General features: G+C 67.0%; 21 protein-coding genes and 1 pseudogene. 13 read left to right on the top strand and 9 right to left on the bottom strand.

The window, feature by feature from the left end:
* Positions 1 to 3 precede the first annotated feature (3 nt).
* The 7 genes from J6U32_RS05350 to J6U32_RS05320 all read left to right on the top strand — a co-directional run bounded on the left by J6U32_RS05350 (position 4) and on the right by J6U32_RS05320 (position 7,093).
* Positions 4 to 975: a R2-like ligand-binding oxidase gene (locus J6U32_RS05350; protein ID WP_208793876.1), complete on the top strand. Its 972-nt coding sequence runs from the start codon at positions 4 to 6 to the stop codon at positions 973 to 975.
* A 48-nt stretch (positions 976 to 1,023) separates the two neighbouring features.
* Complete coding sequence (locus J6U32_RS05345; protein ID WP_208793875.1) at positions 1,024 to 1,881, top strand: alpha/beta fold hydrolase; 858 nt, start codon at positions 1,024 to 1,026, stop codon at positions 1,879 to 1,881.
* Positions 1,882 to 2,388: 507 nt separating this feature from the next.
* Complete coding sequence (locus J6U32_RS05340) at positions 2,389 to 3,342, top strand: ABC transporter ATP-binding protein (RefSeq protein WP_208793874.1); 954 nt, start codon at positions 2,389 to 2,391, stop codon at positions 3,340 to 3,342.
* Positions 3,339 to 4,076 carry an ABC transporter permease gene (locus J6U32_RS05335; RefSeq protein ID WP_006369381.1) on the top strand — a complete coding sequence of 246 codons (738 nt, stop codon included), beginning with the start codon at positions 3,339 to 3,341 and terminating at the stop codon, positions 4,074 to 4,076. The genes J6U32_RS05340 and J6U32_RS05335 overlap by 4 nt, the downstream gene beginning before the upstream one ends.
* Positions 4,077 to 4,219: 143 nt before the next feature.
* On the top strand, positions 4,220 to 5,437 hold the full coding sequence (locus J6U32_RS05330) for a sensor histidine kinase (protein WP_208795960.1): 1,218 nt from the start codon (positions 4,220 to 4,222) through the stop codon (positions 5,435 to 5,437).
* Positions 5,434 to 6,072, top strand: a complete 639-nt coding sequence (locus J6U32_RS05325) for a response regulator (RefSeq protein ID WP_432276980.1) — start codon at positions 5,434 to 5,436, stop codon at positions 6,070 to 6,072. The genes J6U32_RS05330 and J6U32_RS05325 overlap by 4 nt, the downstream gene beginning before the upstream one ends.
* A 304-nt stretch (positions 6,073 to 6,376) precedes the next feature.
* The gene (locus J6U32_RS05320) at positions 6,377 to 7,093 is read left to right on the top strand and encodes a slipin family protein (RefSeq protein WP_208793873.1); all 717 of its coding nucleotides are present in this window, start codon (positions 6,377 to 6,379) and stop codon (positions 7,091 to 7,093) included.
* Between the two features lie 153 nt (positions 7,094 to 7,246).
* On the opposite strand, the gene J6U32_RS05315 is transcribed toward J6U32_RS05320, so the two are convergent.
* On the bottom strand, positions 7,247 to 9,418 hold the full coding sequence (locus tag J6U32_RS05315; protein WP_208793872.1) for a 3-hydroxyacyl-CoA dehydrogenase NAD-binding domain-containing protein: 2,172 nt from the start codon (positions 9,416 to 9,418) through the stop codon (positions 7,247 to 7,249).
* A gap of 33 nt (positions 9,419 to 9,451) precedes the next feature.
* Positions 9,452 to 10,663, bottom strand: a complete 1,212-nt coding sequence (locus J6U32_RS05310) for an acetyl-CoA C-acetyltransferase (RefSeq protein WP_208793871.1) — start codon at positions 10,661 to 10,663, stop codon at positions 9,452 to 9,454.
* A 130-nt stretch (positions 10,664 to 10,793) separates the two neighbouring features.
* Between J6U32_RS05310 and J6U32_RS05305 the strand changes: the two genes are divergently transcribed.
* The gene (locus tag J6U32_RS05305; RefSeq protein WP_208793870.1) at positions 10,794 to 11,963 is read left to right on the top strand and encodes a TetR/AcrR family transcriptional regulator; all 1,170 of its coding nucleotides are present in this window, start codon (positions 10,794 to 10,796) and stop codon (positions 11,961 to 11,963) included.
* Between the two features lie 122 nt (positions 11,964 to 12,085).
* Positions 12,086 to 13,015, top strand: coding sequence for an adenylate/guanylate cyclase domain-containing protein (locus tag J6U32_RS05300; protein WP_208793869.1), 930 nt, complete (start codon positions 12,086 to 12,088; stop codon positions 13,013 to 13,015).
* On the opposite strand, the gene J6U32_RS05295 is transcribed toward J6U32_RS05300, so the two are convergent.
* From J6U32_RS05295 to J6U32_RS05280, 4 genes are read right to left on the bottom strand one after another with little or no spacing between them, the layout of a single operon-like run.
* Positions 12,988 to 14,091: a sulfate/molybdate ABC transporter ATP-binding protein gene (locus tag J6U32_RS05295; protein WP_208793868.1), complete on the bottom strand. Its 1,104-nt coding sequence runs from the start codon at positions 14,089 to 14,091 to the stop codon at positions 12,988 to 12,990. The genes J6U32_RS05300 and J6U32_RS05295 overlap by 28 nt on opposite strands.
* Complete coding sequence (locus J6U32_RS05290; protein ID WP_208793867.1) at positions 14,088 to 14,870, bottom strand: ABC transporter permease; 783 nt, start codon at positions 14,868 to 14,870, stop codon at positions 14,088 to 14,090. The genes J6U32_RS05295 and J6U32_RS05290 overlap by 4 nt, the downstream gene beginning before the upstream one ends.
* Before the next feature lie 16 nt (positions 14,871 to 14,886).
* Positions 14,887 to 15,654, bottom strand: coding sequence for a molybdate ABC transporter substrate-binding protein (modA, locus tag J6U32_RS05285; protein ID WP_208793866.1), 768 nt, complete (start codon positions 15,652 to 15,654; stop codon positions 14,887 to 14,889).
* A gap of 52 nt (positions 15,655 to 15,706) precedes the next feature.
* Entirely contained in the window at positions 15,707 to 16,123 is a 417-nt protein-coding gene (locus tag J6U32_RS05280) for a TOBE domain-containing protein (RefSeq protein WP_208793865.1), read from the bottom strand.
* A gap of 185 nt (positions 16,124 to 16,308) precedes the next feature.
* On the opposite strand from J6U32_RS05280, the gene J6U32_RS05275 reads away from it, so the two are divergent.
* Together J6U32_RS05275 and J6U32_RS05270 are read left to right on the top strand one after the other, a co-directional pair.
* Positions 16,309 to 17,310, top strand: coding sequence for an ATP-binding cassette domain-containing protein (locus J6U32_RS05275; RefSeq protein WP_208793864.1), 1,002 nt, complete (start codon positions 16,309 to 16,311; stop codon positions 17,308 to 17,310).
* Positions 17,307 to 18,164, top strand: coding sequence for an ABC transporter permease (locus J6U32_RS05270; RefSeq protein WP_208793863.1), 858 nt, complete (start codon positions 17,307 to 17,309; stop codon positions 18,162 to 18,164). The genes J6U32_RS05275 and J6U32_RS05270 overlap by 4 nt, the downstream gene beginning before the upstream one ends.
* Before the next feature lie 412 nt (positions 18,165 to 18,576).
* Here the strand turns inward: J6U32_RS05270 and J6U32_RS05265 are convergent, their stop codons facing one another.
* Positions 18,577 to 19,890, bottom strand: a complete 1,314-nt coding sequence (locus J6U32_RS05265) for an ROK family protein (protein ID WP_244332619.1) — start codon at positions 19,888 to 19,890, stop codon at positions 18,577 to 18,579.
* A 520-nt stretch (positions 19,891 to 20,410) separates the two neighbouring features.
* Between J6U32_RS05265 and J6U32_RS05260 the strand changes: the two genes are divergently transcribed.
* Positions 20,411 to 21,508 carry a sigma-70 family RNA polymerase sigma factor gene (locus J6U32_RS05260; protein ID WP_208793861.1) on the top strand — a complete coding sequence of 366 codons (1,098 nt, stop codon included), beginning with the start codon at positions 20,411 to 20,413 and terminating at the stop codon, positions 21,506 to 21,508.
* A 303-nt stretch (positions 21,509 to 21,811) separates the two neighbouring features.
* Here J6U32_RS05260 and J6U32_RS27240 read toward each other — a convergent pair.
* Positions 21,812 to 22,045 (bottom strand): annotated as a pseudogene (locus J6U32_RS27240) (GGDEF domain-containing protein); the annotation flags it as partial.
* A gap of 751 nt (positions 22,046 to 22,796) precedes the next feature.
* Entirely contained in the window at positions 22,797 to 23,213 is a 417-nt protein-coding gene (locus J6U32_RS05250; RefSeq protein ID WP_208795958.1) for a VOC family protein, read from the bottom strand.
* A 173-nt stretch (positions 23,214 to 23,386) separates the two neighbouring features.
* Here J6U32_RS05250 and J6U32_RS05245 point away from each other — a divergent pair, with 173 nt between their 5' ends.
* A complete protein-coding gene (locus J6U32_RS05245; protein WP_208793860.1) occupies positions 23,387 to 24,091 on the top strand; it encodes a histidine phosphatase family protein in 705 nt (234 codons plus the stop codon).
* The last annotated feature ends 2 nt before the right edge of the window (positions 24,092 to 24,093 follow it).

Here is a 24,093-nt window from a genome sequence, read left to right as displayed (position 1 = left end):
CCGATGACTCTCGGCCAACAGACTCTCGCCGAACACTCCACCCCGACGCGGGCGGACTTCGCCTCGCTGCGTCGCGGTGGACTGAACTGGGACTCGTTTCCCTTGCGGCTGTTCGTGAAAGGCAATGGGCGGTTCTGGGATCCGTCCGCGATCGACTTCAGCCGCGATGCCGAGGACTGGCACGAGATCACCGACGAGCAACGACGCAGCACGACGTTTCTGGTCAGTCAGTTCATCGCGGGTGAAGAAGCCGTCACCCAGGACATCCAGCCGTTCATGAAGGCGATGGCTGCCGAGGGGCGCTTCGGCGACGAGATGTATCTGTCGCAGTTCTGCTTCGAGGAGGCCAAGCACACGCAGGTGTTCCGTCGCTGGATGGATGCGGTGGGGCTCGACGACGATCTGCAGTCCTTCGTCGCCGACAACCCGTACTACCGCCAGCTGTTCTACGAGGAGTTGCCGCAGAGCCTGCACGTCCTCGACCACGATCCGTCCCCGCTCAATCAGATCCGAGCCAGCGTCACCTACAACCACGTCATCGAGGGGTCGCTGGCGTTGACGGGTTATCACGCGTGGCAGACCGTGTGCACCCGGCACGGCATCTTCCCCGGCATGCAGCGGTTGATCCGGTTCATCGGCGACGACGAGCGGCGCCACATGGCGTGGGGGACGTTCACCTGCCGTCGTCATGTGGCCGCCGACGACTCGCTGTGGGAGGCGATCAACACCCGAATGGGCGAGCTGATGCCGTTGGCGCTGGGCATGATCACGTGGGTCAACGAGCAGTTCGACGAGCAGCCTTTCGGCTTGGACAACAACGAGTTCCTCGCTTACGCCGCCGACCGGGCGCAGCGACGGCTGCATGCGATCGAGTCGGCCCGCGGTCGCGACGTCGCCGAGATCGATCTCGACTACTCCCCTGCCGAACTCGAGGAGCGGTTCGGTGAGGAGGAGGCCGAAGCGCTCGGCACCTGACGGCCGACCCCGATGACAAACAACTAGAACACGTTCTAGTCTGTGGGGGTGGATGTCTCCTTTGACGCGACCCGACGCGAGCTGACGACCGACAAGGGCGTGCTGCGCTACCACGAGGCCGGCGCCGCCGATGCACCGCCGCTGATCCTGCTCCACGGCTCCGGCCCGGGCGTGACCGGATGGCGCAACTACCGCGGTAACCTCGGCTTTTTCGCCCGGACCCATCACTGCTACGTCATCGAGTTCCCCGGCTTCGGGGTCAGCGATGCGTGGGAGGGCATGCCGGTGCTGACCGCCGGCAAGTCGGTGATCACCTTCATGGACGCACTCGGGATCGCCTCGGCGCCGATGATCGGTAACTCGATGGGCGGCGTCGTCGGGGTGAACCTGGCCATCCGCAAACCCGATCGCGTCGAGAAGCTGGTGACCATCGGCGGCGTCGGCCCCAACCTGTTCAGCCCCAGCCCGAGCGAAGGCCTCCGTCTCCTGCAGGAGTTCGCCGACGACCCCAATCGCGACAAACTCGTCCGTTGGCTGACCGCGATGGTCTACGACCGCACCCTCGTCACCGAGGAACTCATCAGTGAGCGCTGGGAGGTGGCGATGAATCCCGACGCCTTGGCCACGGCCAGAACGATGTACGGCTCAGCATCTTTCGAGATGCAACAGCAGTTCATGGCGACCGCCGACATCCCGCCGTACTGGGCAATGATGCACAAGATTTCCTGCCCGACGCTGCTCACCTGGGGCCGCGACGACCGGGTCAGTCCCCCCGACATGGCGCTGGCGCCGATGCGGTGGATCCCTGACGCACAACTGCATGTCTTTCCGCGGTGCGGCCATTGGGTGATGATCGAGGCCAAGGATGCCTTCGAGGCGACGGTGGCGGCGTTCCTGGCGAGCTGACCGGCGGCCTTGTCTGTTGATCTACTCGGGAAACGATTCCGGCGAGAGATTCTCGTCACGACCTTCCGCAATGGCGAGAATGTGCGGATCCTGTTGTCGCCCGGCCGCTTTGTCAGCGGCAAGTACCATTCGTGCCGCGGCGCGCCGAGCAGCCGGGGCAAGAGGAGTGCGCCGGGTGTAGATCGCGGCGTGCTGTGGTCATGTGCCGTCCTGTCGATCATTGTCGTTCTGATCGCTCGCATTGTCACGTGTTCGGTGGCCGAACAGTCTTGTCCGGCCCCAACTCGAGAACACGTCGGCCTCGGTCTTCGTAACCAGCGGCGACGTCTGCAGCTTTGCCATGACGTCGAATATCCACAACCCGTCCTGATCGGCCTGCCGCACTTGGAAGGCCGCCCGGCCACCTGCACTACTTCGGCGAGCCCACCCCGCGTCCACCGATCGGTTGACCCAGGTGTGGTCATCCGGTGGATCCGCTGCCCGTCCGATCCGGCCATGCTGGATGTCATGGCAATGATCGAGGTCGCAGGACTGACGAAACGCTACGGCGACAAGCAGGTTGTTCGTGGTGTCGATTTCGAGGTGGCGCAGGGCGAGATCTTCGGCATCCTCGGTCCCAACGGCGCAGGCAAGACGACGACGGTCGAGTGCATCGGCGGTCTTCGCAAGCGCGACGGCGGGCACGTCCGCGTCGCCGGATTCGACCCGGCCGACGAGGACCGCGGTCTGCGGGAGGCACTCGGAATCCAGTTGCAGGAGAGCCGACTTCCCGACAAGCAGACCGTCGGTGAGGTGATGCGGTTGTATTCGAGTTTCTACGACGCACCGCGCGACTGGCGGGAACTGCTCGAGCGGCTCGACATGCGCGCACACGAACGCACCTACTTCGCGAAGCTCTCGGGCGGGCAGAAGCAGCGGCTGTCGGTGGCCTTGGCGCTCATCGGCAATCCGAAGGTCGCGATCCTCGACGAGCTCACCACCGGCCTCGACCCCAGCGCCCGCCGCGAGGTATGGGGCCTGCTCGAGGACCTCAAGGACACCGGCGTCACCCTACTGCTCGTCAGCCACTTCATGGAGGAGGCCGAGCGCCTGTGCGACCGCGTCGCGGTGATCGACGACGGACGGGTCGTCGCGCTCGACACCCCGGCGGAGTTGGCGGCGTCGGTGCACGCCGACCAGCGAATGTCGTTCGTACCCAACGCCATTGTCGACGTCGACGCTCTGAGCGCGTTACCCGACGTCCACCGCATCGACCACAGCGGCGAGAGGGTGATCGTCACCGGAACCGACAACGTGGCGTCGGCGGTCATCATCGCGCTGCACGAGCGCGGAATCGCCTGCCGCAAGCTGCGCGTCGACCAGCCGAGCCTCGACGACGCCTTCCTGGCGCTCACCACCGCAACCGAGCCCGACCCCTCAACCGACGCCGATACCGACACGACACAAGGAGCCCGACGATGAGCGCCGCCACTGCCATGATCGCCTCGGAAGCCCGGCTTCTCGTACGCAACCCGGGTGTCGTTCTCTGGACGGTGATCCTGCCGGTCGCCGCGGCGATCGTGATCGCCTCCATCCCGGCCGCCCGCAAGCCCGTCGGCTCCTTCGGTGGCCTGAGCACCTTTCAGGTGTACCAGCCCATCCTGGTGCTGTTCGTGCTGTCGATGCTCGCCGTCCAGGCGCTGCCCGACGTCCTCACCCGGTACCGGGAAATGGGTGTGCTCAAACGATTACGCACCACCCCGGTCTCCCCTTTCCTGCTGTTGACCGCCCAGTTCGTGCTCATCATGGGTGTGTCGCTGGTGTGCCTCGCGCTGATCGTGGTGATCCCCGGCATCATCTCCGGCCAATGGCCGCACCATCTGTTCGGCTTCGTCGTCAGCTATCTGCTGTCGTGCTGGGCGTTCCTGGGCCTGGGCATGGTGATCGCGTCGCTGTTCCGTAATGCCAAGGTGGCCGCAGGATTCGGCACCCTCGCGTTCTTCGTACTGCAGTTCTTTGCGGGCCTGTGGATTCCGCGGTCGACGATGCCCGGATGGATGCATACGATCTCGAATCTGACGCCGTCGGGCGCGGGCACCCAGGCACTGGTGGACACGGCGACCACGGGCTGGCCCCCGATCGGCTTCTTCGGCACACTGGTCGTGTGGGGAGCACTCGCCACGATCATCGCGATGCGGACCTTCCAGTGGGAGTAGCCGCGGTGGAGAACCGCGCGGCGCCACACCTTGGCCCGCGCGGCGGCACCCGACCCCGCAGCATCCTCGCGCACCGCATTCCCGAGCGCGAGCCCCGCGGCCGGTGGATCGACCGCCCGACCACGCTGACCTGGCCGGATACGTTGCTGCCGCCGCAATCGGAGGTGTGGGGGCTGCGCGTACTCAACCTCGCGGGACTGGTGGTCGCCCAACTCGTGCCGGCGACACATCTGCACCATGTGATCGGTGCCGTCCTGATGCTGACGTTGATGGCGTTCACCGAATTCTGGATCCGGATCGACATCTCGCCGATGTGGCGTCGGTTCGCGGTGTTCGGGATCACCACCGCCCTGTTGGCCGCCGCGATCGCCGTGACGCCGATGGCCGGGATCGCGTCATGGGCCGGCTACATGCTCTACGCTTCGCTGTTCACCGGGCCGCCGATGCTGCTGTGCGTCGCCGGCTCGTGTGTGCTGATGACCGCCACCCAGCGCAACGGCTGGCACAACCTTGCCGACCCGTGGTGGGCCTCGGTTCTGTGCTGGGTGCTCAACGTGGTGATCGGCCTGGCGGTGGTGGCCGTCATCGATGCGCGCGAGTCCACCCTGCTGCGTCGTCGGGAACTCACCGACGAGCTGATCGCCGAACGCTCTCGCAATGCCGAACTCCAGCAGGAACTCATCGAGCAGGCCCGCCGCAGTGGTGTCCACGACGAGCGGGCCCGGTTGGCGCGCGAGCTGCACGACACCGTCGCCCAGGGCTTCGTCGCCGTCGTCACCCAGCTCGAATCGATCGACGAGGACGATCTCGCGTCCTCGGTGCGCGATCGCGTCGAGAACGCGAAAGCCCTTGCACGCGAAGGGCTCGGCGAGGCGCGTCGAGCGGTCAACGCGCTGCAGCCGTTGCCGCTGGCGGCCCGACCTTTGGCCATCGTCCTGCAGGAGCAACTCGCGGTGTTCTCCCGACGCCACGACATCTCGGCGACACTACGGGTCGAGGGCTCGCCACGTCCTCTCGTGGGCGACGATGCGCTGCTGCGGATCACCCAGGAATCCCTGGCCAACGTGGCCCGTCATTCCGGCGCCACCCAGGTGGTGACGACCCTGACCTACCTCGACGACACCCTGCTGCTCGACATCCGGGACAACGGGCGCGGCTTCACCCCCGCCGAGACGCGGCGTTGTCCGGACGGCGGTTTCGGGTTGACCGCCATGGCCGAACGCGCCGCACTGATCGACGGGACGCTTGAGATCGAGGCCGAACCGGGAGCCGGCTGTGTCATCTCGGTGGCGGTACCGTTCCCCTCCCCGACCGATCACCTGGCCACACCGCCTGCGGATCGAGCGGAGACGACACGATGATGCGCGACGCCACGGATGCGACGATCAGCATCGTCGTGGTCGACGACCACCCGGTGGTACGCGACGGTATTCGCGGCATGCTCGAGCGGGAGCCGGAGATGTCGGTGATCGGCGAGGCCGCCGACGGAGCCGAGGCACTCACCACGATCGCCCGACTGCACCCCGACGTCGTACTGATGGATCTACGGATGCCCGGGCTCGACGGGGTGGGCGCGATCCGAGTGCTGCGAGCGGAGAACCCGGACGCGCCACGGATACTCGTGCTCACCACCTACGACACCGACACCGACATCAGGGCCGCGGTCGACGCCGGGGCCGACGGATACCTGCTCAAGGCGACGCCTCGTGCGGATCTCATCGCCGCGGTACGCCGCGCCGCGGCCGGTCAGAGCGTCCTGGACCCGAGCGCTGCGGCAAGTCTGATGAGCCGCAATCGGTTCGAGGCGCTGACCGAACGCGAATGCGAGGTGCTGCGCGCGGTGGCCGGTGGCGGCACCAATCGCCAGGTGGCCGCCGAACTGATGATCAGCGAGGCCACGGTCAAGACGCACCTGCTGCGGCTCTACCCCAAGCTCGGCGTGAAGGACCGCGCCGCAGCGGTGCGGGTGGCCTTCGAGCGCGGCTTGATCCGCTGAGCGTTTATTCGCTTGCGCCCTCGCCACCTGCCCTGGCAGAGTTCACTCCCGCACGAGAGAGCAGCCGATCGCGGGGTACCGTCGATCATGTTCTGCGCGTTGTACTCTCGCGCATCCATTTAAGGTATGGCTACGGTCCGTGCTACGGCACCGGGGTTCGACTCCCCACTCGGCACCGCCCCCGGGAACCCCGGTGGGCCTCGGTCCTGCGGCCACGCGTGGAGGTCTCGCGCGTGTCCCCACCGACGCACCCGCCCGCGGGCGGTGTCCGCCGCCATACACCGCCGCCGAAGGGAGGTTCGCCTTGTCCATCATCACATCCGCATTCGCCACGGTCTCCGTCCCGGCCGGCCATTGCGTCCTCGAATACCGCCGTGGACGACTGTCCCGGACTCTGACACCCGGCCAGTACCGTCGGCGTCGGACGGCAACCCACACCTGGCTCGACATGCGTGCGCGCGTCATCTCGGTTGCACCGCAGGAGATCCTCACGGCCGAGGGAGTGTCGGTGCGCGTGACGGTGGCCCTGCGCGCGACGATCACCGACCCCGTCGCCTTCGTCGAACAGTCCAACGACCCCTGGTCGGCCATCTACCTCTCGGCTCAGGTCGCGCTGCGCGACGCCTGTGCGTCGGTGTCCCTCGAGGATCTGATGGCACGTGGTGATGCGGTCGACATGGGCGTCGTGCTCGCCGCTGCGCGAACGGTCGGTGCGACCGTGGGTGTGACCGTCGCCGAGGCGCTGCTCAAGGACGTCATCGTGCCGAGTGAGATCCGTTCGGCGGCAACCGAGCTGATCTCCGCCAAGGCACGCGGCCTGGCCAAGCTGGAGACCGCACGGGCGGAGACGGCTGCGTTGCGCTCACTCGCCAACGCCGGACGCGTGCTCGACGCACACCCGGCACTGGCCCAGTTGCGCCTGGTCCAGGAAGCGCCGTATGGCACCAGGCTGGTGTTGTCGGTGGGCGATGCTGCGCAAGTGGGTGATTCGGCTGCCGCGCCGGTGGCCGACGACGACTGACGCAACCGTCGCCACCGACGACGACACCCGGGGAGGAAAGATTCCTCCCCGGGTGTCTCACTCGTCCCCTAGGGATTTCCTGCGGACGAAAGCAAAAGTGGGGGAAGAAGATTCTTCCCCCACTTTCACGTATCGCTCAGCTCATCAAGTGGCTCAGTACTTCTCGCCCTTGTTCGCCTTCTCCACCAGCGAGGCCGGCGGCTCGAACTGTGCGCCGTACTTCTTGGCCAGTTCGCGGGAGCGCTCGACGAAGCCGGCCAGGCCGCCTTCGTACTGGTTCATGTACTGCACCACACCGCCGGTCCAGGCCGGGAAGCCGATGCCGAAGATCGAGCCGATGTTGGCGTCGGGCACCGAGGTGATGACGCCTTCCTCGATGCAGCGTGCGGTCTCGACGGCCTCGGCGAAGAGCATGCGCTCCTTGAGGTCCTCGAGCGACTGCTGGCTGCTGCCGGAGTTGAACTTCTCCCGCAGGCCCTGCCACAGCTGTACGCGCTTGCCGTTCTCGTCGTACTCGTAGAAGCCGGCGCCTTCCTTCTTGCCGGGACGGCCCTGCTCGACGAGGTAGTCGATGACGGCGAATGATCCGTGCTGCGGGAATTCCTTGCCCTCCGCCTCGGCGGCGGCCTGGGATTCCTTACGGATCTTCTGCATCAGGATGAGGTTGAGCTCATCGGAGAGCTGCAGCGGTGCGGCCGGGTATCCGGCCTGGGTGCCGGCGTGCTCGACCAGCGCCGGTTCCACACCTTCGCCGACGGCCGCGATGGCCTCGTTGATGAAGGTGCCGATGACCCGGCTGGTGAAGAACCCGCGGCTGTCGTTGACCACGATCGGGGTCTTACGGATCTGCAGCGTGTAGTCGATCACCTTGGCCAGCACAGCATCCGAGGTCTTCTCCCCACGGATGATCTCCACCAGCGGCATCTTGTCGACCGGCGAGAAGAAGTGGATACCGATGAAGTCCTCCTGGCGCTTGACGCCCTGGGCGAGGATCGTGATCGGCAGCGTCGAGGTGTTCGAGCCGAGCACCGCGTCGGGTTCGACGACGTCCTCGATCTCCTGGAACACCTTGTTCTTCACCTCGACCGACTCGAAAGCGGCCTCGATGACCAGATCGACACCCTTGAAGTCGGCGGCGTCGACCGTCGGCGTGATCCGCGCGAGCAGCGCGTCACTCTTCTCCTGGGTGGTCTTGCCCCGCGAGAGCGCCTTCTCCTCGAGCTTCTCCGAGTAGCCCTTGCCCCGCTTGGCGGCCTCGATGTCGACGTCCTTGAGGACGACCTCGATACCGGCCTTGGCCGAGACGTAGGCGATCGCCGCACCCATCATGCCCGCGCCGATGACGCCGACCTTCTTGGCGGTGTACTTGTCGTAGCCCTCCGGCCGCGAGCCACCGTTGTTGATGTGCTGCAGGTCGAAGAAGAACGCCTTGATCATATTCTGCGCGACCTGACCGGTCACCAGCGACACGAAGTAGCGGGTCTCGACGATGTCGGCGGTGTCGACGTCGACATAGGCGCCCTCGATGGCCGCGGCCAGGATGGCGCGCGGAGCCGGCATGTTGGCGCCCTTGATCTGCTTGCGCAGGATCGCCGGGAAGGCGGGCAGGTTGGCCGCCACCGACGGATTGGTGACCGCACCACCGGGCATCTTGTAGCCCTTGACATCCCACGGCTGGACCGCTTCGGGGTTGGCCTTGATCCATTCCTTGGCGGCCGGCACGAGTTCCTCGACCGAACCGACGAGCTCGTCGACCAGACCGGTCTCCTTGGCCTTGGCGGCGTTGAACCGCGGACCCTGCAGGAGCACGTTCATCAGCGCGGCCTGGAAGCCGAGCAGACGCACGGTACGCACGACGCCACCGCCACCGGGCAGCAGGCCGAGGGTGACCTCGGGCAGACCGATCTGGACACCCTTGATGTCCGCGGCGATGCGATGGTGGGTGTGCAGCGCGAGCTCGAGGCCGCCACCGAGTGCAGCACCGTTGATCGCAGCGACGACCGGCTTGCCGAGGGTCTCGAGCCGACGCAGCACCTTCTTCATGCCGTTGGTGCGCTCGGTGATCGCGGTGGCGATCTCCTCTTTGGTCTGGGTCTGCTCGGCGGTCATGTCCTTGAGGTCACCGCCGGCGAAGAAGGTCTTCTTCGCCGAGGTGATGACGACACCGGTGATGTCGTCCTTCTCCGCCTCGAGACGATCGACCGTGGCGGCAATCGAGTCCATGAACGTCTGGTTCATGGTGTTGGCGCCCTGGCTCTTGTCGTCCATGGTCAGGATGACGACGCCGTCGGCATCCTTCTCCCAATTGATCATGTTGTCACTCATGGTTGTTCGCAGATTCCTTTGGTGAGGTGGCCGTCAGAGACGCTCGATGATGGTCGCGACGCCCATGCCGCCGCCGATGCACAGGGTGACCAGGCCGTAACGACCGCCGGTGCGCTCGAGCTCGTCGAGGCAGGTACCGAAGATCATCGCACCGGTCGCCCCGAGCGGGTGACCCATCGCAATCGCGCCGCCGTTGACGTTGACCTTCTCGTGCGGGATCTTCAGATCCTTCATCCACTTCATGACGACCGACGCGAACGCCTCGTTCAGCTCGAACACGTCGATGTCGTCGACGGTCAGCCCGGCCTTCTTCAGCGCCAGCTCGGTCGCCGGGGTCGGACCCGTCAGCATGATCGAGGGCTCCGAGCCGACCTCGGCGAAGGCCACCACGCGACCGCGCGGGGTCAGGCCGTTGCGCTTGCCGGCCGCCTCACTGCCCAGCAGCACGACCGCGGCACCGTCGACGATGCCAGAGCTGTTGCCACCGGTGTGGACGTGGTTGATCTTCTCGAGGAAGGGGTACTTCTGCATGATCACGTCGTCGAACCCGGCCATCTCGGCGAGCGCGGCGAAGGCGGGCTTGAGCTTGCCGAGCGATTCGACCGTGGTGCCCGGACGACGATGCTCGTCGTGATCGAGCACGATCACCCCATTGATGTCACGAACCGGAACCACCGACTTGGCGAAGTAGCCACTCGCCCATGCCTTTTCCGCACGATTCTGCGACTCCACTGCGTAGCCGTCGACGTCCTCGCGGCTGAAGCCCTCGATGGTGGCGATGGTGTCGGCACCGATGCCCTGCGGGGTGATGTAGTGGTCATAGGCGGTCGCCGGGTCCATGAACAGGGCGCCGCCGTCGGAGCCCATCGGGACACGGCTCATCGACTCCACGCCACCGGCGAGGACCAGATCGTCGAAGCCGGAGGCGACCTTCGATGCCGCCATGTTGGTGGCCTCCAGACCCGACGCGCAGAAGCGGTCGATCTGGGTACCGGGGACGGTCTCGGGCAGACCGCTGTTGAGAGCCGCGGTGCGGGCGATGACGCCGCCCTGCTCGCCGACCGGCGACACGACACCCAAGATCACGTCGTTGATCTCTGCCGGGTCGAGTCCCCCGTGCCGGGCGAGAACCTCGTTGATGATCCCCGATGCGAGATCAACCGGCTTGACGCTGTGCAGCGCTCCGCCGCGCTGCTTGCCACGCGGCGTACGCAACGCCTCGTAGATGAATGCTTGATCGGCCACGATGCTGTGTTCCTTTCACATGAACCGGAGACGGTTACCACGACAGGCTAACGCGGAATAACTTATTTGGCCATACCCTGAGGTCAACACTTGATCTGGACCGGCATTTCTGCGCTATGGTCGATTCACCATGCCTAGCCCGAAGCCCACCCGCGCCCGACCGGCCGACCGCAAGCGGCAGCTCGCCGACCACGCGGCGACGCTGTTCGCCGAGCGCGGCTATACCCAGGTCGCCCTCGCCGACATCGCGCGGGCCGCCGGTGTCACCGCACCCTCGGTCTACCGGCACTTCGCCGACAAGCACGCCTTGCTGTTGGCCGCGGTGATGGGTGGCGTGGACGAGTTGGAGGCGTGCACCGACCGGTTGCTCGACGGCACCGACTCGAGCCCGGAGGAACTCGTCGACGCGGTGTGTTCGATCGGGGTGCGCAGGCCCGCGGCCACGTCACTGTGGCGCTCAGCCAGCCAGCACCTCAGCGAGGAGGAGAACCGGGTGATCGTCCTGCGCATCCGCGGCGTCATGCACCGATGGGCCGGGGTCCTCGCCGCGGGCACCGGCATGCCCGAGCGCGAGGCCGTCGAATTGTGTTGGGCGACGCTGAGCGTCGCCGGAAGTCTGGGCGTGCACAACGCGCGCCTGTCGGCCACCCGGTCGTTGGCCGAGCTCAAGATCCTCGTGCATCGGCTGATCACCCTGCGCCCCGACTCCGCCCCGCCGATGGTGCCTGCGCCGGTGATGTCCGGCGGATCACGGACGCGCCGCGACGAGATCCTCGACGCCGCAGCCGAATTGTTCGCCCGACGCGGCTATGCCGGTGTGGGCGTGGACGATATCGGTGCTGCGGTGGGGATCACCGGTCCGAGTGTCTACCGGCACTTCAGTTCGAAGCTCGCCATCCTCGTCGGCATCGGCCGGCGCAGCGCCACCCGGTTGGAGGCAGGCGCGATGGCCGCTCATTCGACCACGTCGGACAGCGCGAAACTCCTGTCCCTGCTGGTCGATTCGTACGTCTCGACGCTCACCTCCAGCCCGGACCTGTCGGTCGGCTTCAACAACTCGGCGGTCTTCATCGGCCAGTCCGACGCCGCCGACCTGCTCGACGTCCAGCGCAACTACGTCGCCCGCTGGGTCGACCTGATGACGCGCACTCGTCCCGACCTCGACCGGCCGGAGGCAGGCGTGGCCGTACACGCGGCGCTGTCGATCGTCAACGACGCCGTCCGCGTCCGACGCGGCACCTCGCGCCCCGACTTCCCGGCCCGGATGGCGTATCTGATGAAAGGAATCCTGGGGGTCTGACGGACGCGGCCCGCCATCGTCCCAGCGGCGTCGCCGCCATCGTCCCAGCGCGTCGCCATCGTCACAGCGCGTCGCCACCGTTGCTAGACTCACCGGGACCACGACGACGGGAGCCCGCCCCGATGAGTTCCGCCGCTGATTCCGGTGAGCCACGCTTTTCCCGCGACGAGCTCATCGCCGAACTGGGGATCTCACCGGAGTACGCCGAGAGGCTGTGGAACGCCTTCGGTTTCGCGCATCGGACCACGACGGACAAGATCTTCACCCCCGACGAGGTCGATGCCCTGCGGCTGTTCGCCGGTTCCGAGGAGACCCTGCCGGAGCAGGCCCAGATCGCCACCGCCCGGGCGATCGGACAGACGATGTCGCGTCTGACCGAGTGGCAGGCCGACCAGATCCTGGATCTCGATCGCGATCCGGACGTCCCGTGGACCCGCGAGCAGATGATCGGCGCCATCGACGTCATCCAGCGGTTGATCTGGCGGCGTCACCTCAAGATCGCGCTCGAGCGCGACGTCGCCCGCGACTCCGACGAGGAGCACGATCTCGTGGTCGGTTTCGCCGACATCGTCGGCTATACGAGCCTGTCGCGACGCATCGGGATGGGCGAACTCGAGGATCTGCTCGAGAACTTCGAGGAACGCACCTTCGACATCGTCACCGACCGCGGTGGTCACGTCGTCAAGACCCTCGGCGACGCGGTCATGTTCAGCTTCGACGACAGTGCCGAGGCAGCCGCTGCGGCGCTGGCGATCCAGCGGCTCAGCGACAATGGGCCGATTCCGCCCCTACGGGTCGGGCTCGCCCGCGGCGCAGTCCTGAGCAGGCTCGGCGACCTGTTCGGTGAACCGGTCAACATCGCTGCCCGGCTGTGTGGTTCGGCCCGACCGGGTACCGTCCTGGTCGACGAGGCCCTGGCCGCCGACCTCACCGATGTCGAGCCGTTTCACCTGCGGTCGATCTCGCCGCTGTCGGTGCGCGGTTATCGCAAACTGCGGGCCAAGGTCCTGGAGGCCAACAAGTACTACGAGGGTGATCCGGCAGCGCCGTAGATCGCGACCTCGGTGGCCTTCACGGTCAGCACGACGTCGGTTCCCGGACTCAGATCGAGCTCGATGACCGACGCCCAGGTCACCTCGGCGCCGATCCGGTGAGTACCACATCGAGTGCGGACCAATACCCGATCACCCTGCGGTATCACGTCTTCCACGACTCCGTGCCAGCTGTTGCGGGGACTGCCCTGCGGTGGCCGGAGATACACCGCCACCGCGCGAGGCGAGAATGCCGCCGCCGCCCGACCGACGACTGCGGATTCGGCCGCGGTACCGACCACCCGGATGCCGTCGTCGGCGACGACGGTGCCCGCGTCACGCAACTGCCCGACGATGAGGTTCGTTCCGGCCAGCGTCGCCGCGAACGCCGATTCGGGTCGGGTGAGCACGGAGGTGGTCGAGCCGGTCTGCACGATGCGGGCGTCGTCGATCACCGCAATCCGATCGGCCAGGCTGACCACGTCGATGAGATCGTGGGTGACCAGCACCGTCATCCCGGCACGGTCGGCGAGGAGACGACGCATCAGCGAACGCATCTGTTGTGCCACATCGACATCGAGCGCGGCGAACGGTTCGTCGAGCAACAACACCTCGGGTTCGGTGGCCAGCGCCCGCGCGATCGCGACCCGCTGCGCCTGCCCACCGGACAGCCCCGACGGCATGCGGTCGGCGAGGTCGGCCACCCCGACCGCGTCGAGCCAGCGCTGTGCCCGATTCCGGATGTCCTTGCGCGACAACCCGGCCGCCGCCGGGCCGAATTCGACGTTGCGCCGCACCGACAGATGACCGAACAGTCTGGCCTTCTGCTCGAGCAACACCACCGACCGACGGTGTGGCTCCACAAAGGTCCGGTCGCCCTGCAGAATTCGCGATCCGACCGCGACCCGGGAATTCGGGGTGCGACGCAGACCCGCCACGATCGAGAGCAAGGTCGACTTCCCGGCTCCGTTCGGGCCGATGATGCCGAGGGTGTCGCCGGGCGCGACCTCGATATCGGCGACCAGATCGGGGACAGCACACCGCACGGACGCTCGAAAACCCTGCTGCTCCAGCGAGTTCATCGCCACACCGGTCATGTCGCCACCTCGCTCGAGCGCCTCAGGTGGACACCGACGACGATCACCAGGGCCACCACCATCAACACCAGGGCGAGCGGCAACGCCTGGCTGGGGTCGTTGATCGCGTCGAGGTAGATCTTGAGCGGTGCGGTCTGCGTGGTTCCGGGAAGGTTCCCGGCGAAGGTGATGGTGGCGCCGAATTCGCCGAGTGCGCGGGCGAATGCCAGGACGCCGCCGGCCAACAGTGCCGGACGGGCCATGGGCAACGTCACCCGCCACAGGGTGCGCGTCGGCGAGGCACCGAGGGTCGCCGCGATCCGCTCGAACCCCTGATCGCCGCTGCGCAACGCGCCCTCCACGCTGAGCACCAGAAACGGCAGTGCCACAAAGGTTTGCGCGATCACCACCGCCGGAGTGGTGAAGGCCAGCGTGATGCCGACGCGATCGAGGTACTGCCCGACGAGACCGTATCGACCGAGCGCGTAGAGCAAGGCCACTCCCCCGACCACCGGCGGCAACACCAGCGGCAGCAGCACCAGTGCGCGGACGATCCGCACGACGACGCCGTCGTAGCGGGCGAACACGATGGCCATCGGCACGCCGAGCAGCACGCAGACCACGGTGGACACCACCGCGGTGACCACCCCCAACCGCAGTGCCGCAACGGAATCCGGTGAGGTCACCGAGGAGACGAAGATCCCCCACGGCATCCGCACGATGATCGCCAGGGGCCCGATGAGGATCAGTGCCACCCCCAGGAGGGCGGGCAGATGTATCCATCGGGGAACGCGGCGCATCCTTGGATCGGCGAGGTCAGTTCGGCGCGGCGAAACCGGCGTCGGTGAGGATCTTCTGACCGGTCTCCCCGAGCACGAAGCTCATGAAATCGGTTGCCTGCTGCTGATGTTTGCCCGCCTTGAGGGTGGCGATCGGGTAGTTGTTGACGACCTTGGCGAAGGCCGCGTCGTCGACCACCGTCACCTTACCGGGCACCGTCTTGGCATCGGTCACATACACCAGTCCGGCGTCGGCCTCACCGGAGGTGACCTTGGTGAGCACCGCGGTCACCGACGACTCCTCGCTCACCGGCTTGACGTCGACGCCGGTGCCGCGCTCGACCTCTGCGGTGGCTGCACCACAGGGCACCTCGACGGCGCAGACCACGGTGCGGATCGACGGATCGGCCAGACTCGCGAAATCGCGCACGCCCTTGGGGTTTCCGTTCGCGGTCACGATCACCAGGGTGTTGCGGGCGAAGATCTGGGGCGAGTTCACGAGATCGCCGAGTTTGCCCATGGTCGGTTCGTCGGCGGTCGCGATGACGTCGGCCGAGGCACCCTGCTTGATCTGGTTCACCAGCGCCGACGACCCGGCGAAGTTCAGTGTGACATCGACGTCGGAATGCTGCTTCTCATACGCGGCCTCGATCTCGGTGAACGTCTTCTTCAACGACGCCGCCGCGTAGACCGTCAACGGGGTCTTGTCGTTGTCGTCGGAAGAACAACCCGCCGCGAGGCCGGTGATGAGCGCCGCGGCGCTCGCCAGGCACGCCAAGCGGGTCACACGTCGAACCGTGGTCATCTGTACTCCTTGTCGGGGTTGGGGAAGAACGGGAACGCTCACGGGCAACGGGTCACAGATCCGCCGCCGCACGTTCGACGATGACGGTGGTCGCCTTGACCACCGCGGTCGCCACGACACCCGGCTCCAGTTCGAGTTCGCGGGCCGCCTCGGCGCTCATCAGCGAGGTCACGGCGAACGGCCCGCATTGCAGCCCCACCTTGGCCATCACCCCGTCCATCTCGACGTCGGTGACCAATCCGGTGAACCGGTTGCGTGCCGAGGTCAGCATCGGTGAGGTCGCGGCATCGGCGTGTGCGCGTTCGACGGCGATCTCGGCCAGGCGCGCGCCGTCGACCGTCGTGACCCCGGCCGACCCACCTGCGCTGTCGGTGCTCGCGGGTAACGTTCCGGCCGCAATCCATCGCCGCACGGTGTCGTCGCTGACGCCCAACAGGAGCGCCGCATCACGAATCCGGATCGGGGACATGACCTGTAGCTTATCCGCAGATTCGGAGTATTCGCCGCCCACTATCCGTATTCACGGATGTTGACTGGTGTTTGCACGCTCACCGATGAATTGCGGGCCCCGTCGCAGTCCATACCTTCGAGCACCGCCGGCACCGAGAAATTCGCTGGCCAACCCACCCGTCCCGTCTACTAGCGTGGAGCACCATGACCCCAGAACCCACCCCCGGCGACCGTCCCGCGATCGAAGCCGTCGATCTGGTCAAGACCTTCGGCGACTTCACCGCCGTCGACGGCGTCTCGTTTTCCGTGGCCCCGGGGTCGGTACTCGGGCTGCTCGGACCCAACGGGGCCGGCAAGACGACGATCGTGCGCATGATGACGACGCTGTCCACCCCGACGAGCGGCACCGCGCGCATCGCCGGTCACGACGTCATCGCCGAACCCGACGCCGTGCGGCGGAACATGGGCCTGACCGGCCAGGCCGCCACCGTCGACGAGATCCTCACCGGACGCGAGAACCTCAAGATGATCGGCGGGCTCTACGGCATCGGTCGCCGCGACCTCGCCCGGCGCGGCGACGAACTCCTCGAACAGTTCTCGTTGACCGACGCCGCCGACAAACAGGTCCGCTCGTACTCGGGTGGCATGCGCCGACGACTCGACCTGGCCGTGAGCCTCTTGGCCGCGCCTCCGGTGCTGTTCCTCGACGAACCGACCACCGGCCTCGATCCGCGCAGCCGCAACGAACTGTGGGACGTGTTGCGCGAGTTGGTGAAATCCGGGACCACCTTGTTGCTGACCACCCAGTACCTGGAGGAAGCCGATCAGCTCGCCGACGACATCGTCGTCATCGACCGCGGCGTGATCATCGCCCACGGCACCCCGCTGCAGCTGAAACAACAGGCAGGCGCGGCCAGCGTGGTGATCACCGTCTCCGACGACGCCGACCTCCCGCAAGCACGGGACCTGTTGTCACGCAGCGGCAATGAGGTCTTCGTCGACGAAAACGCGCGGACCGTGACCACCGCTGCCGCGGGTTTGTCGGATCTGACACGCATCGCCGGCTGGTTCGACGACTCACAGATCGCCGTCGACGACCTCGGCCTGGTTCGTCCGAGCCTCGACGACGTCTTCCTCTCCCTCACCGGCCATCGCGCCGAAGACGCCTCTGCCGACGATGAATCGGCCAACGAAGGAGCAGCATGACCACCACGAGCGCCTCCACCACCGCGACCACCCGTGCCGATCGACCTGCGGTACACCAGACGAACCTGGCGCAGCAGTCATGGATCATGGTGCGCCGTAATCTCATCCATACCCGTCGCATGCCCGAGATGCTGTCGGACGTAACGATTCAGCCGATCATGTTCGTCGTGCTGTTCGCCTTCGTCTTCGGTCCGGCGATCAGCCTCGGCGTGCCCGGGGTGAGCTACAAGGAGTACCTGCTGCCCGGCATCATGGGGCAGACGATCGTGTTCACCGCGTTCATCGTCGCCACCGGTATCACCGCCGACCTGGAGAAGGGCATCGTCGATCGCTTCCGGTCGTTGCCGATTCGCCGGTCCTCGGTGCTGGTCGGACGCAGCATCGCCAGCCTGATCCACTCCTCGATCGGCATCGTCGTGATGGCCCTGACCGGGCTGATCATCGGATGGCGCATCACCACCTCGGTCGCCGAGGGGGCGCTGGGCTTCGCCCTGGTGTTGCTGTTCGGTTTCGGCATGATCTGGTTCGGCGTGCTGATCGGCTCGTGGCTACGCAGCGTCGAGGCCGTCAACGGGTTCATGTTCTCGATCCTGTTCCCGATCACCTTCGTCTCCAACGCCTTCGTGCCCACCCAGAACATGCAGCCGTGGCTGCGGGCGATCGCGGAGTGGAACCCGATGTCGGCGCTGGTGCAGGCCATGCGAGTGCTCTGGGGCAATGGCCCCGACGCCGCAGCCGACGCCGCCTGGCCGTTGCGTCATCCCGAACTGGCAACGCTCATCTGGGCGATCATCCTGACCGCGATCTTCTCCCCGTTCGCGCTGCGCAACTACGCCAAGCGCACGGCCAACTGACCCGGCTGGGGCACCCCGCCGCCGATGGTCGACGCGCTTCACCCCGATGGTCGAGGTGCGTAGGAGCGATAGCGACGAAGCCTCGAGACCCCTTGTGCCGACGCTGGTTCCGACCCAGCACCGGCCGACGACGGTCTCGAGGCTCCTCGCCCCAGGGGGCTCGTCACACCTCGACCAACGATCACGGGAGACCATCGATCCGGGGGGCACCCCGACCACCCAACCATCGACCGGCCCCCCACCCCGATGGTCGAGGTGCGCAGGAGCGATAGCGACGAAGCCTCGAGACCCCCTGCGCCAACACTGAACCACCTCGACCAACGACAAGCGACCACCCCACCCCGATGGTCGAGGTGCGCAGGAGCGATAGCGACGAAGCCTCGAGACCCCTTGTGCCGAAGCTGGTTCCGGACTACTCCGTGACCGCGAGCGCGGCGAGCGGATCGCTGTAGACGGCGTCGAGGGAGACCGCGCCGGCCGCCTGTTGCTGGACCGTCGTGCCCGAATGCGAGACGCGCACATCACGATTGGGGACCACCGAGGTCTCCCGCAGCGATCCGGCGACGATGGGCAGGGTCGCCGGGTAGTCGGTGAAGGCCTGCCCGCCGAGGATCACGTGATCGGGGTTGAAGATGTCGGCGATCAGCGCCACCGTGCGGCCGAGTACCTGGGCACGCTCCTCGAGCAGGGCACGGGCGGTCGCGTCACCGCCACGAGCCAGCGCCAACACTGCGTCGATGTCGTTGACCGGCAGACCCAGCGACTGCGCCGCCTCGACGATGCCGGTGTCGGACACGGTCGGCTCGAGCCGGCCGGTCCGATTCGGGTCGAGCAGGGTGGTGCCCGACGCGGGGAAGTGCCCGATCACCGGCGGCCCACCCGCCGGGGTGTGCACGGTGCCGTCGACGCTGAACGCGATCCCGACCATCTCGCGGGCGTAGAAGTACAGGAAGCTCGACCGCTGATCGGCGTCGGACCCGCTGGGGTTCACGACCAGCTCGGCGGCGGCCATGGCCTCCACGTGCGAGGCCACCGACACCGGCAGCCCCACCGACTCGGCGATGACCTGCCCGACCGGAGCGTTCTCCCAGCCCAGGCGCGGGTGATCGACGAATCCGCCGGGCGACACCCGTCCGCCGACGGCCACGCCGGCCCAGAGGACGCGGCGGTTGTTCCAGCGGCCGAGGAAGCGTTGGGCGCTCTCGCCGATCGCGGCGAGGGTTTGTTCGGGGGTGTCGGCGATCGGGGTGGGGATCTGGATCGCGCCGACCACGCGGTGCAGCAGATCGTGAGTGGTGATGGAGGTGACCTTGTAGCCGATGTGGATGCCCAGGGTCAGGAACGTCGAGACGTTGAGCTCGAAGGGCAGTCGCGGCCGACCGATGGCGCCGGCCGGTGCGAGATCGGCGCGTTCACGCAGCAGTCCGGCCTTGAGTAGTGCGCCGACCTGGCGGTTGACCGTCGAGATGGACAGTCCGGTGAGTTCGGCGGCTTCGTCCCGGAACACCGGTCCCGAGAGTCGGGCGGTGCGCAGCACCAGCGCGGAGGGCTTGGTGGAGAGTTCGAGTTGCGGGGTCGCTACGTGGATACCTCGACCCCCCTTGCGCGGCGTCCGCGGATCGACCCGGGCGGACGCACCGGGGATCGGGCGGGGCCGAACGATGCGCGGCGAGGCTGAGGTCGGTGCGTTGGCGATGCGGGTGCGGTGATCGATCGTTGCGGTCATGAGTGAATGTGTCCTCGTGAATGTGCCACAGGCTGCCATGGGCGTCCAACGGTCGAGCGTCTCGACGGGGCGTGCGGCGCCGAGGCCGTCAGCACCGCGATGGCGTTGTGGGAAGGGTTGTCGAAAGGGGATAGAGATCGCGGGCGTCGGAGAAGGACGCGGAGAGACTTGGCGATCAGGACATTCGGCAACAACACAGGACACGAGCGAACGGCAGACGACAACCCAGGGCGGTGATCATGTAGGTCACCTCCGGGATGCGGCTGTTCTCGCTGCACGTCATGGAGCTCAAGCTAGCAATCGGCGTACCGCATCCGCAAGCGTGCACGTGCATACGTCACACCCCGGCAACACGCGCCCTGAACTGCACACATGAGCGTTCACCGGCGATGATAGGGCGAGCGCAGTGCGTCGACCCGGGTTTGACGCACGCCGCACAAAAGTCGCCGCGTCCCGTCATCGCGTCGTGAGTCTGTCAATCACCTGGAAGCTGTCGGAGGGGCGTCGTAGCCTTGTCTGCATGTCCGTCACCCCCGCCACACCCCAGGCGACGACACCCCAGGCGACGACTCTGTCCTCCGGCCCCTCCGACGCCGAGTTCCTCGCGGCCACCGAGCCCTTCCGGCGCGAGATCATCGCCCACTGCTATCGCATGATGGGGTCGCATCACGACGCCGAAGACCTCACCCAGGAAACCTATCTACGCGCATGGCGCGGATATGAGAACTACGACGGGCGCGCGTCGGTGCGCACGTGGTTGCACAAGATCGCCACCAACACCTGTTTGACGGCGCTGGGCAGCAGCCAGCGCCGTCCGCTGCCGTCCGGGCTCGGCGGCGACGCGTACGACCCCACCGACACCCTCACCCAGGACCACGAGGTCCCCTGGCTCGAGCCGTACGCCGGCACCGTCGACGAGATCACGCCGGGCGACGACGCCGACCCCGCCTACGTCGTCGGCGCACGTGAGTCGATCCGCCTCGCATTCATCGCCGCCCTGCAACACTTGCCCGAGCGTCAGCGCGCCGTTCTGATCCTGCGGGATGTGCTGCAGTGGAAGGCGTCCGAGGTCGCCGAGACCATCGGCGTCACCACCGCCACGGTCAACAGCCTCCTCCAACGCGCTCGGGAGCAGCTGAAAAATATTCGCGCCGAAGAGGATTCGACACCCACCCTGGACGACGACGCGAAGCGCGAGTTACTCGCCAAGTACGTTTCAGCCTTCGAACGCTATGACGTCGACGCCATCGTCGACATGTTCACCGATTCCTCGATCTGGGAGATGCCGCCGTTCACCGGTTGGTATCTCGGTGGCGATGCCATCGGCACACTCATCCGCGGCAATTGCCCTGCCGAGAAGGCCGGTGATCAGATCCTGCTGCCCACCATCGCCAACGGGCAGCCGGCCTTCGGTTTGTACATGCGCGAGCCCGACGGCATCCATCGCCCGTTCCAGCTACAGGTTCTCGAGTTCGACCCCGAAGCCCGTGCGGTCGCCCACGTGGTCGCCTTCTTCAGCGAGACCATGGAACAGGACTTCGCCCGGTTCGGATTGCCGCCCACCCCGTACGACGCTCCTGCGACGTCCGGGCCCAGCGCTTTTCACCAGCCGGACTGAGCGGCACTCCACGTCAGGCGATGTTCTCCGACGCCGCCCCGGTATCTCGCCGCGGGCGCCCGCAGCCCTTCGCCCGGTACATGGCCTCGTCGGCCTGTTCCACCAGCTCGTCGAACAGGTTGGCCGACAACGGCTCTGCCGCGGTGGCGATTCCCGTCGATACCGTGATCGGCGGATCGGGAAACGCACTGATGGCGCGGGCGGCAGCACGGGCGCACGCCCGGAAGCGGTGGTCGCCGCCCCGCCGATCACCACGAATTCGTCACCGCCGACGCGCGCGATCAGTGCCTCGGGACCGAAGACCTCGGTGAGAACCGCAGCGACCCGGGTGAGCACGGCGTCGCCGGCACCGTGTCCGAAGGTGTCGTTCACGTGTTTGAAGTCGTCGACGTCGACCAGCATCACGCCGCACGCATCACCGGTGACCGGGTGCGCCCCCGACTCGGCATCGAGACGTGCGAGATGGTCGTCGAGGCCACGCCGGTTGGCGACGCCGGTCAACGGATCGCACAGCGAGTCGTCGGAGTTGGTACGCATCACCCAGTAGCCGAACTGCACGACCGGCAGGCCCGCACACACCATCATCTCCCCCAGCGCCTTCGACAACCCGACTCCGACGAGGATCGCGAACCCCTGCTCCCGGGCCAGCAGAACCAGCAGGACCACGAGGACCGCGCCCGTGACCGTGAGGTGGACGGCCTGCACGCTCGGTGTGGAGAACAATGCGACCACGACGCCGAGGATGGCGAAGAACGAGATGCCGGCGATACCGGTGATGCGATCGGAGTGTTGCAGGCAGGCGGCTCCGATGGTGATGTCCCCGACGATGACCAGCCCGATGATCTCTCGCTGGCTGGGCCACGGCCCCAGCCACCGCAGCGCCCACACCACGCCCACCATGGCGCAGATCCACAAGATCATGCGGCTGCTCGAGTAGGCCAGTTGCACCCCCACAATCGCGTTGAGCAGCGCCGCCAGAGCCATCACCAGCCCGCCGAGCGCGCAGCAATGGGCCAGGAATCGGCCCCACCCGCGCCGGGCGCAGAACTCGCGTAGCCACCGCCCCTCGTCGCCGGAGCGTGACCATTCGCCGATGAGTTCCCGAACCGGACGACGACCGACCCCGCTCCGTTGTTGACCCGTCCGCGACTGGCCTGTGTGCGTCTTCTCCACCTCACAGTCCTCCCCACCGCATCCGCAGTCCGGAGCCCCGAACGGACCATTGCGGTTCACTGAAACAAAGAATCGTGTTCAGCAAGCGCAACGTTACCGCTGAGTCAGGTATCCGTCATTCGCTTCGGCAACCCGGGGCGCCGGCGATCTGTGCGCCGTCCATCCACACGAACTCCCAGGCGTGCCCGTCGGGGTCGCAGAAGCTGCGCGCGTACATGAAACCGAGGTCGTCGGCGTCGCGCAGCGGCGTGGCCCCGGCGTCGAACGCCGCGTCGGCGCATCGGTCCACCGCGGCCCGCGACGACGCCGACAACGCCAGGACCGCCTCTCGCCCCGCACGCAGATCGGCCACCGGCGACGATGCGTATCCACGAAATCGGTTGCGGCGATGCATGATCACCATGGTCTGTTGATTCACCGGCATACACAGGGTGGACCGATCGCAGAACATCTCGTCGAAGACGAATCCGAGCCGACCGAAGAACTCACGCGACCGCGACACGTTGGCGACGGGCAGATTGACGAACATCATCGCCACCACCCGCCGCCCGGTGCGGAGTCGCCCGGTGCGGGGCCACACCGTCCGGAGGAGGGTGTAGGGGGATCGCAGCTGTGCATCGTCACCAAGGACTGACCCGTCGGCGCCGGGGAAGTCATCGGCACCCTCGCGGTCACCGGCGCCGAGGCCACCAATAGGCTCGATTCATGGGTGTCATCTACTTGGTGCGGCACGGTCAGGCCGATCCGCAGGCGTACGGGATCGTCGGGTCGCAGGCCTCGAGCGCCTCCGGTGAGATCGGCGGGCTCACCCCGACCGGGATCGTGCAGGCCGGCCTAACCGGCGATCTCCTCGCCGCGCAGACAGCGCGGATCACCACGGCCATCTGCGGCGATCTGCCGCGCCAGCGCGACACCCTCGCCGGGGTGCTGAGCCGCTTCGACGATGCGCCCGAGGCGGTGGTCGACCCACGCTGGAACGAGTACGCGCTGCCCGCGCTGGTCGGCGAGGCGAGCGCGGCCGAGTTCGCCGACGGTCGCAACTACCAGAAAAAACTCGACGATTCGCTGTCGGCCTGGATCGATCGCGACGGCACCCCGGATGCCGCGCACGACGGCAGCGGCGAGACCTACCGCGCATTCCGCGAGCGGGTGGACGCCGCCGGGCACGACGCCGCCGCGCACGCGGGCAGCGGCCAGACGGTGCTGGTGGTGTCCTCGGCGGGCGTGATCGCCCAGTGGCTCGCCGACCTGTGGGATGTGCCCCCGCAGCGCTGGCCCGCGGTGGCACGCGCGATGATCAACGCGTCGGTGACCAAGCTGATCGTCGGGCGTCGCGGTGTCTCGGTGGTCTCGGTCAACGAGCACACCCACCTCGACGACCGCGACGGCGGCGTAGCGACATTCCGATAGGG

This window comes from Gordonia polyisoprenivorans (genome assembly GCF_017654315.1).
GTDB lineage: Bacteria > Actinomycetota > Actinomycetes > Mycobacteriales > Mycobacteriaceae > Gordonia > Gordonia polyisoprenivorans_A.
The sequence above is the reverse complement of the archived record's forward strand: the minus strand, read 5'-3'. Positions and strand labels throughout refer to the sequence as shown.

What these genes read in the sequence shown, in the direction of transcription:
- J6U32_RS05350 (WP_208793876.1), top strand. Translation starts at nt 4, where the DNA reads ATGACTCTCGGCCAACAGACTCTCGCCGAACACTCCACCCCGACGCGG.
- J6U32_RS05340 (WP_208793874.1), top strand. Translation starts at nt 2,389, where the DNA reads ATGGCAATGATCGAGGTCGCAGGACTGACGAAACGCTACGGCGACAAG.
- J6U32_RS05335 (WP_006369381.1), top strand. Translation starts at nt 3,339, where the DNA reads ATGAGCGCCGCCACTGCCATGATCGCCTCGGAAGCCCGGCTTCTCGTA.
- J6U32_RS05325 (WP_432276980.1), top strand. Translation starts at nt 5,434, where the DNA reads ATGATGCGCGACGCCACGGATGCGACGATCAGCATCGTCGTGGTCGAC.
- J6U32_RS05315 (WP_208793872.1), bottom strand. Translation starts at nt 9,418, where the DNA reads ATGAGTGACAACATGATCAATTGGGAGAAGGATGCCGACGGCGTCGTC.
- J6U32_RS05305 (WP_208793870.1), top strand. Translation starts at nt 10,794, where the DNA reads ATGCCTAGCCCGAAGCCCACCCGCGCCCGACCGGCCGACCGCAAGCGG.
- J6U32_RS05300 (WP_208793869.1), top strand. Translation starts at nt 12,086, where the DNA reads ATGAGTTCCGCCGCTGATTCCGGTGAGCCACGCTTTTCCCGCGACGAG.
- J6U32_RS05295 (WP_208793868.1), bottom strand. Translation starts at nt 14,091, where the DNA reads ATGACCGGTGTGGCGATGAACTCGCTGGAGCAGCAGGGTTTTCGAGCG.
- J6U32_RS05290 (WP_208793867.1), bottom strand. Translation starts at nt 14,870, where the DNA reads ATGCGCCGCGTTCCCCGATGGATACATCTGCCCGCCCTCCTGGGGGTG.
- modA (WP_208793866.1), bottom strand. Translation starts at nt 15,654, where the DNA reads ATGACCACGGTTCGACGTGTGACCCGCTTGGCGTGCCTGGCGAGCGCC.
- J6U32_RS05280 (WP_208793865.1), bottom strand. Translation starts at nt 16,123, where the DNA reads ATGTCCCCGATCCGGATTCGTGATGCGGCGCTCCTGTTGGGCGTCAGC.
- J6U32_RS05275 (WP_208793864.1), top strand. Translation starts at nt 16,309, where the DNA reads ATGACCCCAGAACCCACCCCCGGCGACCGTCCCGCGATCGAAGCCGTC.
- J6U32_RS05270 (WP_208793863.1), top strand. Translation starts at nt 17,307, where the DNA reads ATGACCACCACGAGCGCCTCCACCACCGCGACCACCCGTGCCGATCGA.
- J6U32_RS05265 (WP_244332619.1), bottom strand. Translation starts at nt 19,890, where the DNA reads ATGACCGCAACGATCGATCACCGCACCCGCATCGCCAACGCACCGACC.
- J6U32_RS05260 (WP_208793861.1), top strand. Translation starts at nt 20,411, where the DNA reads ATGTCCGTCACCCCCGCCACACCCCAGGCGACGACACCCCAGGCGACG.
- J6U32_RS05250 (WP_208795958.1), bottom strand. Translation starts at nt 23,213, where the DNA reads ATGATGTTCGTCAATCTGCCCGTCGCCAACGTGTCGCGGTCGCGTGAG.
- J6U32_RS05245 (WP_208793860.1), top strand. Translation starts at nt 23,387, where the DNA reads ATGGGTGTCATCTACTTGGTGCGGCACGGTCAGGCCGATCCGCAGGCG.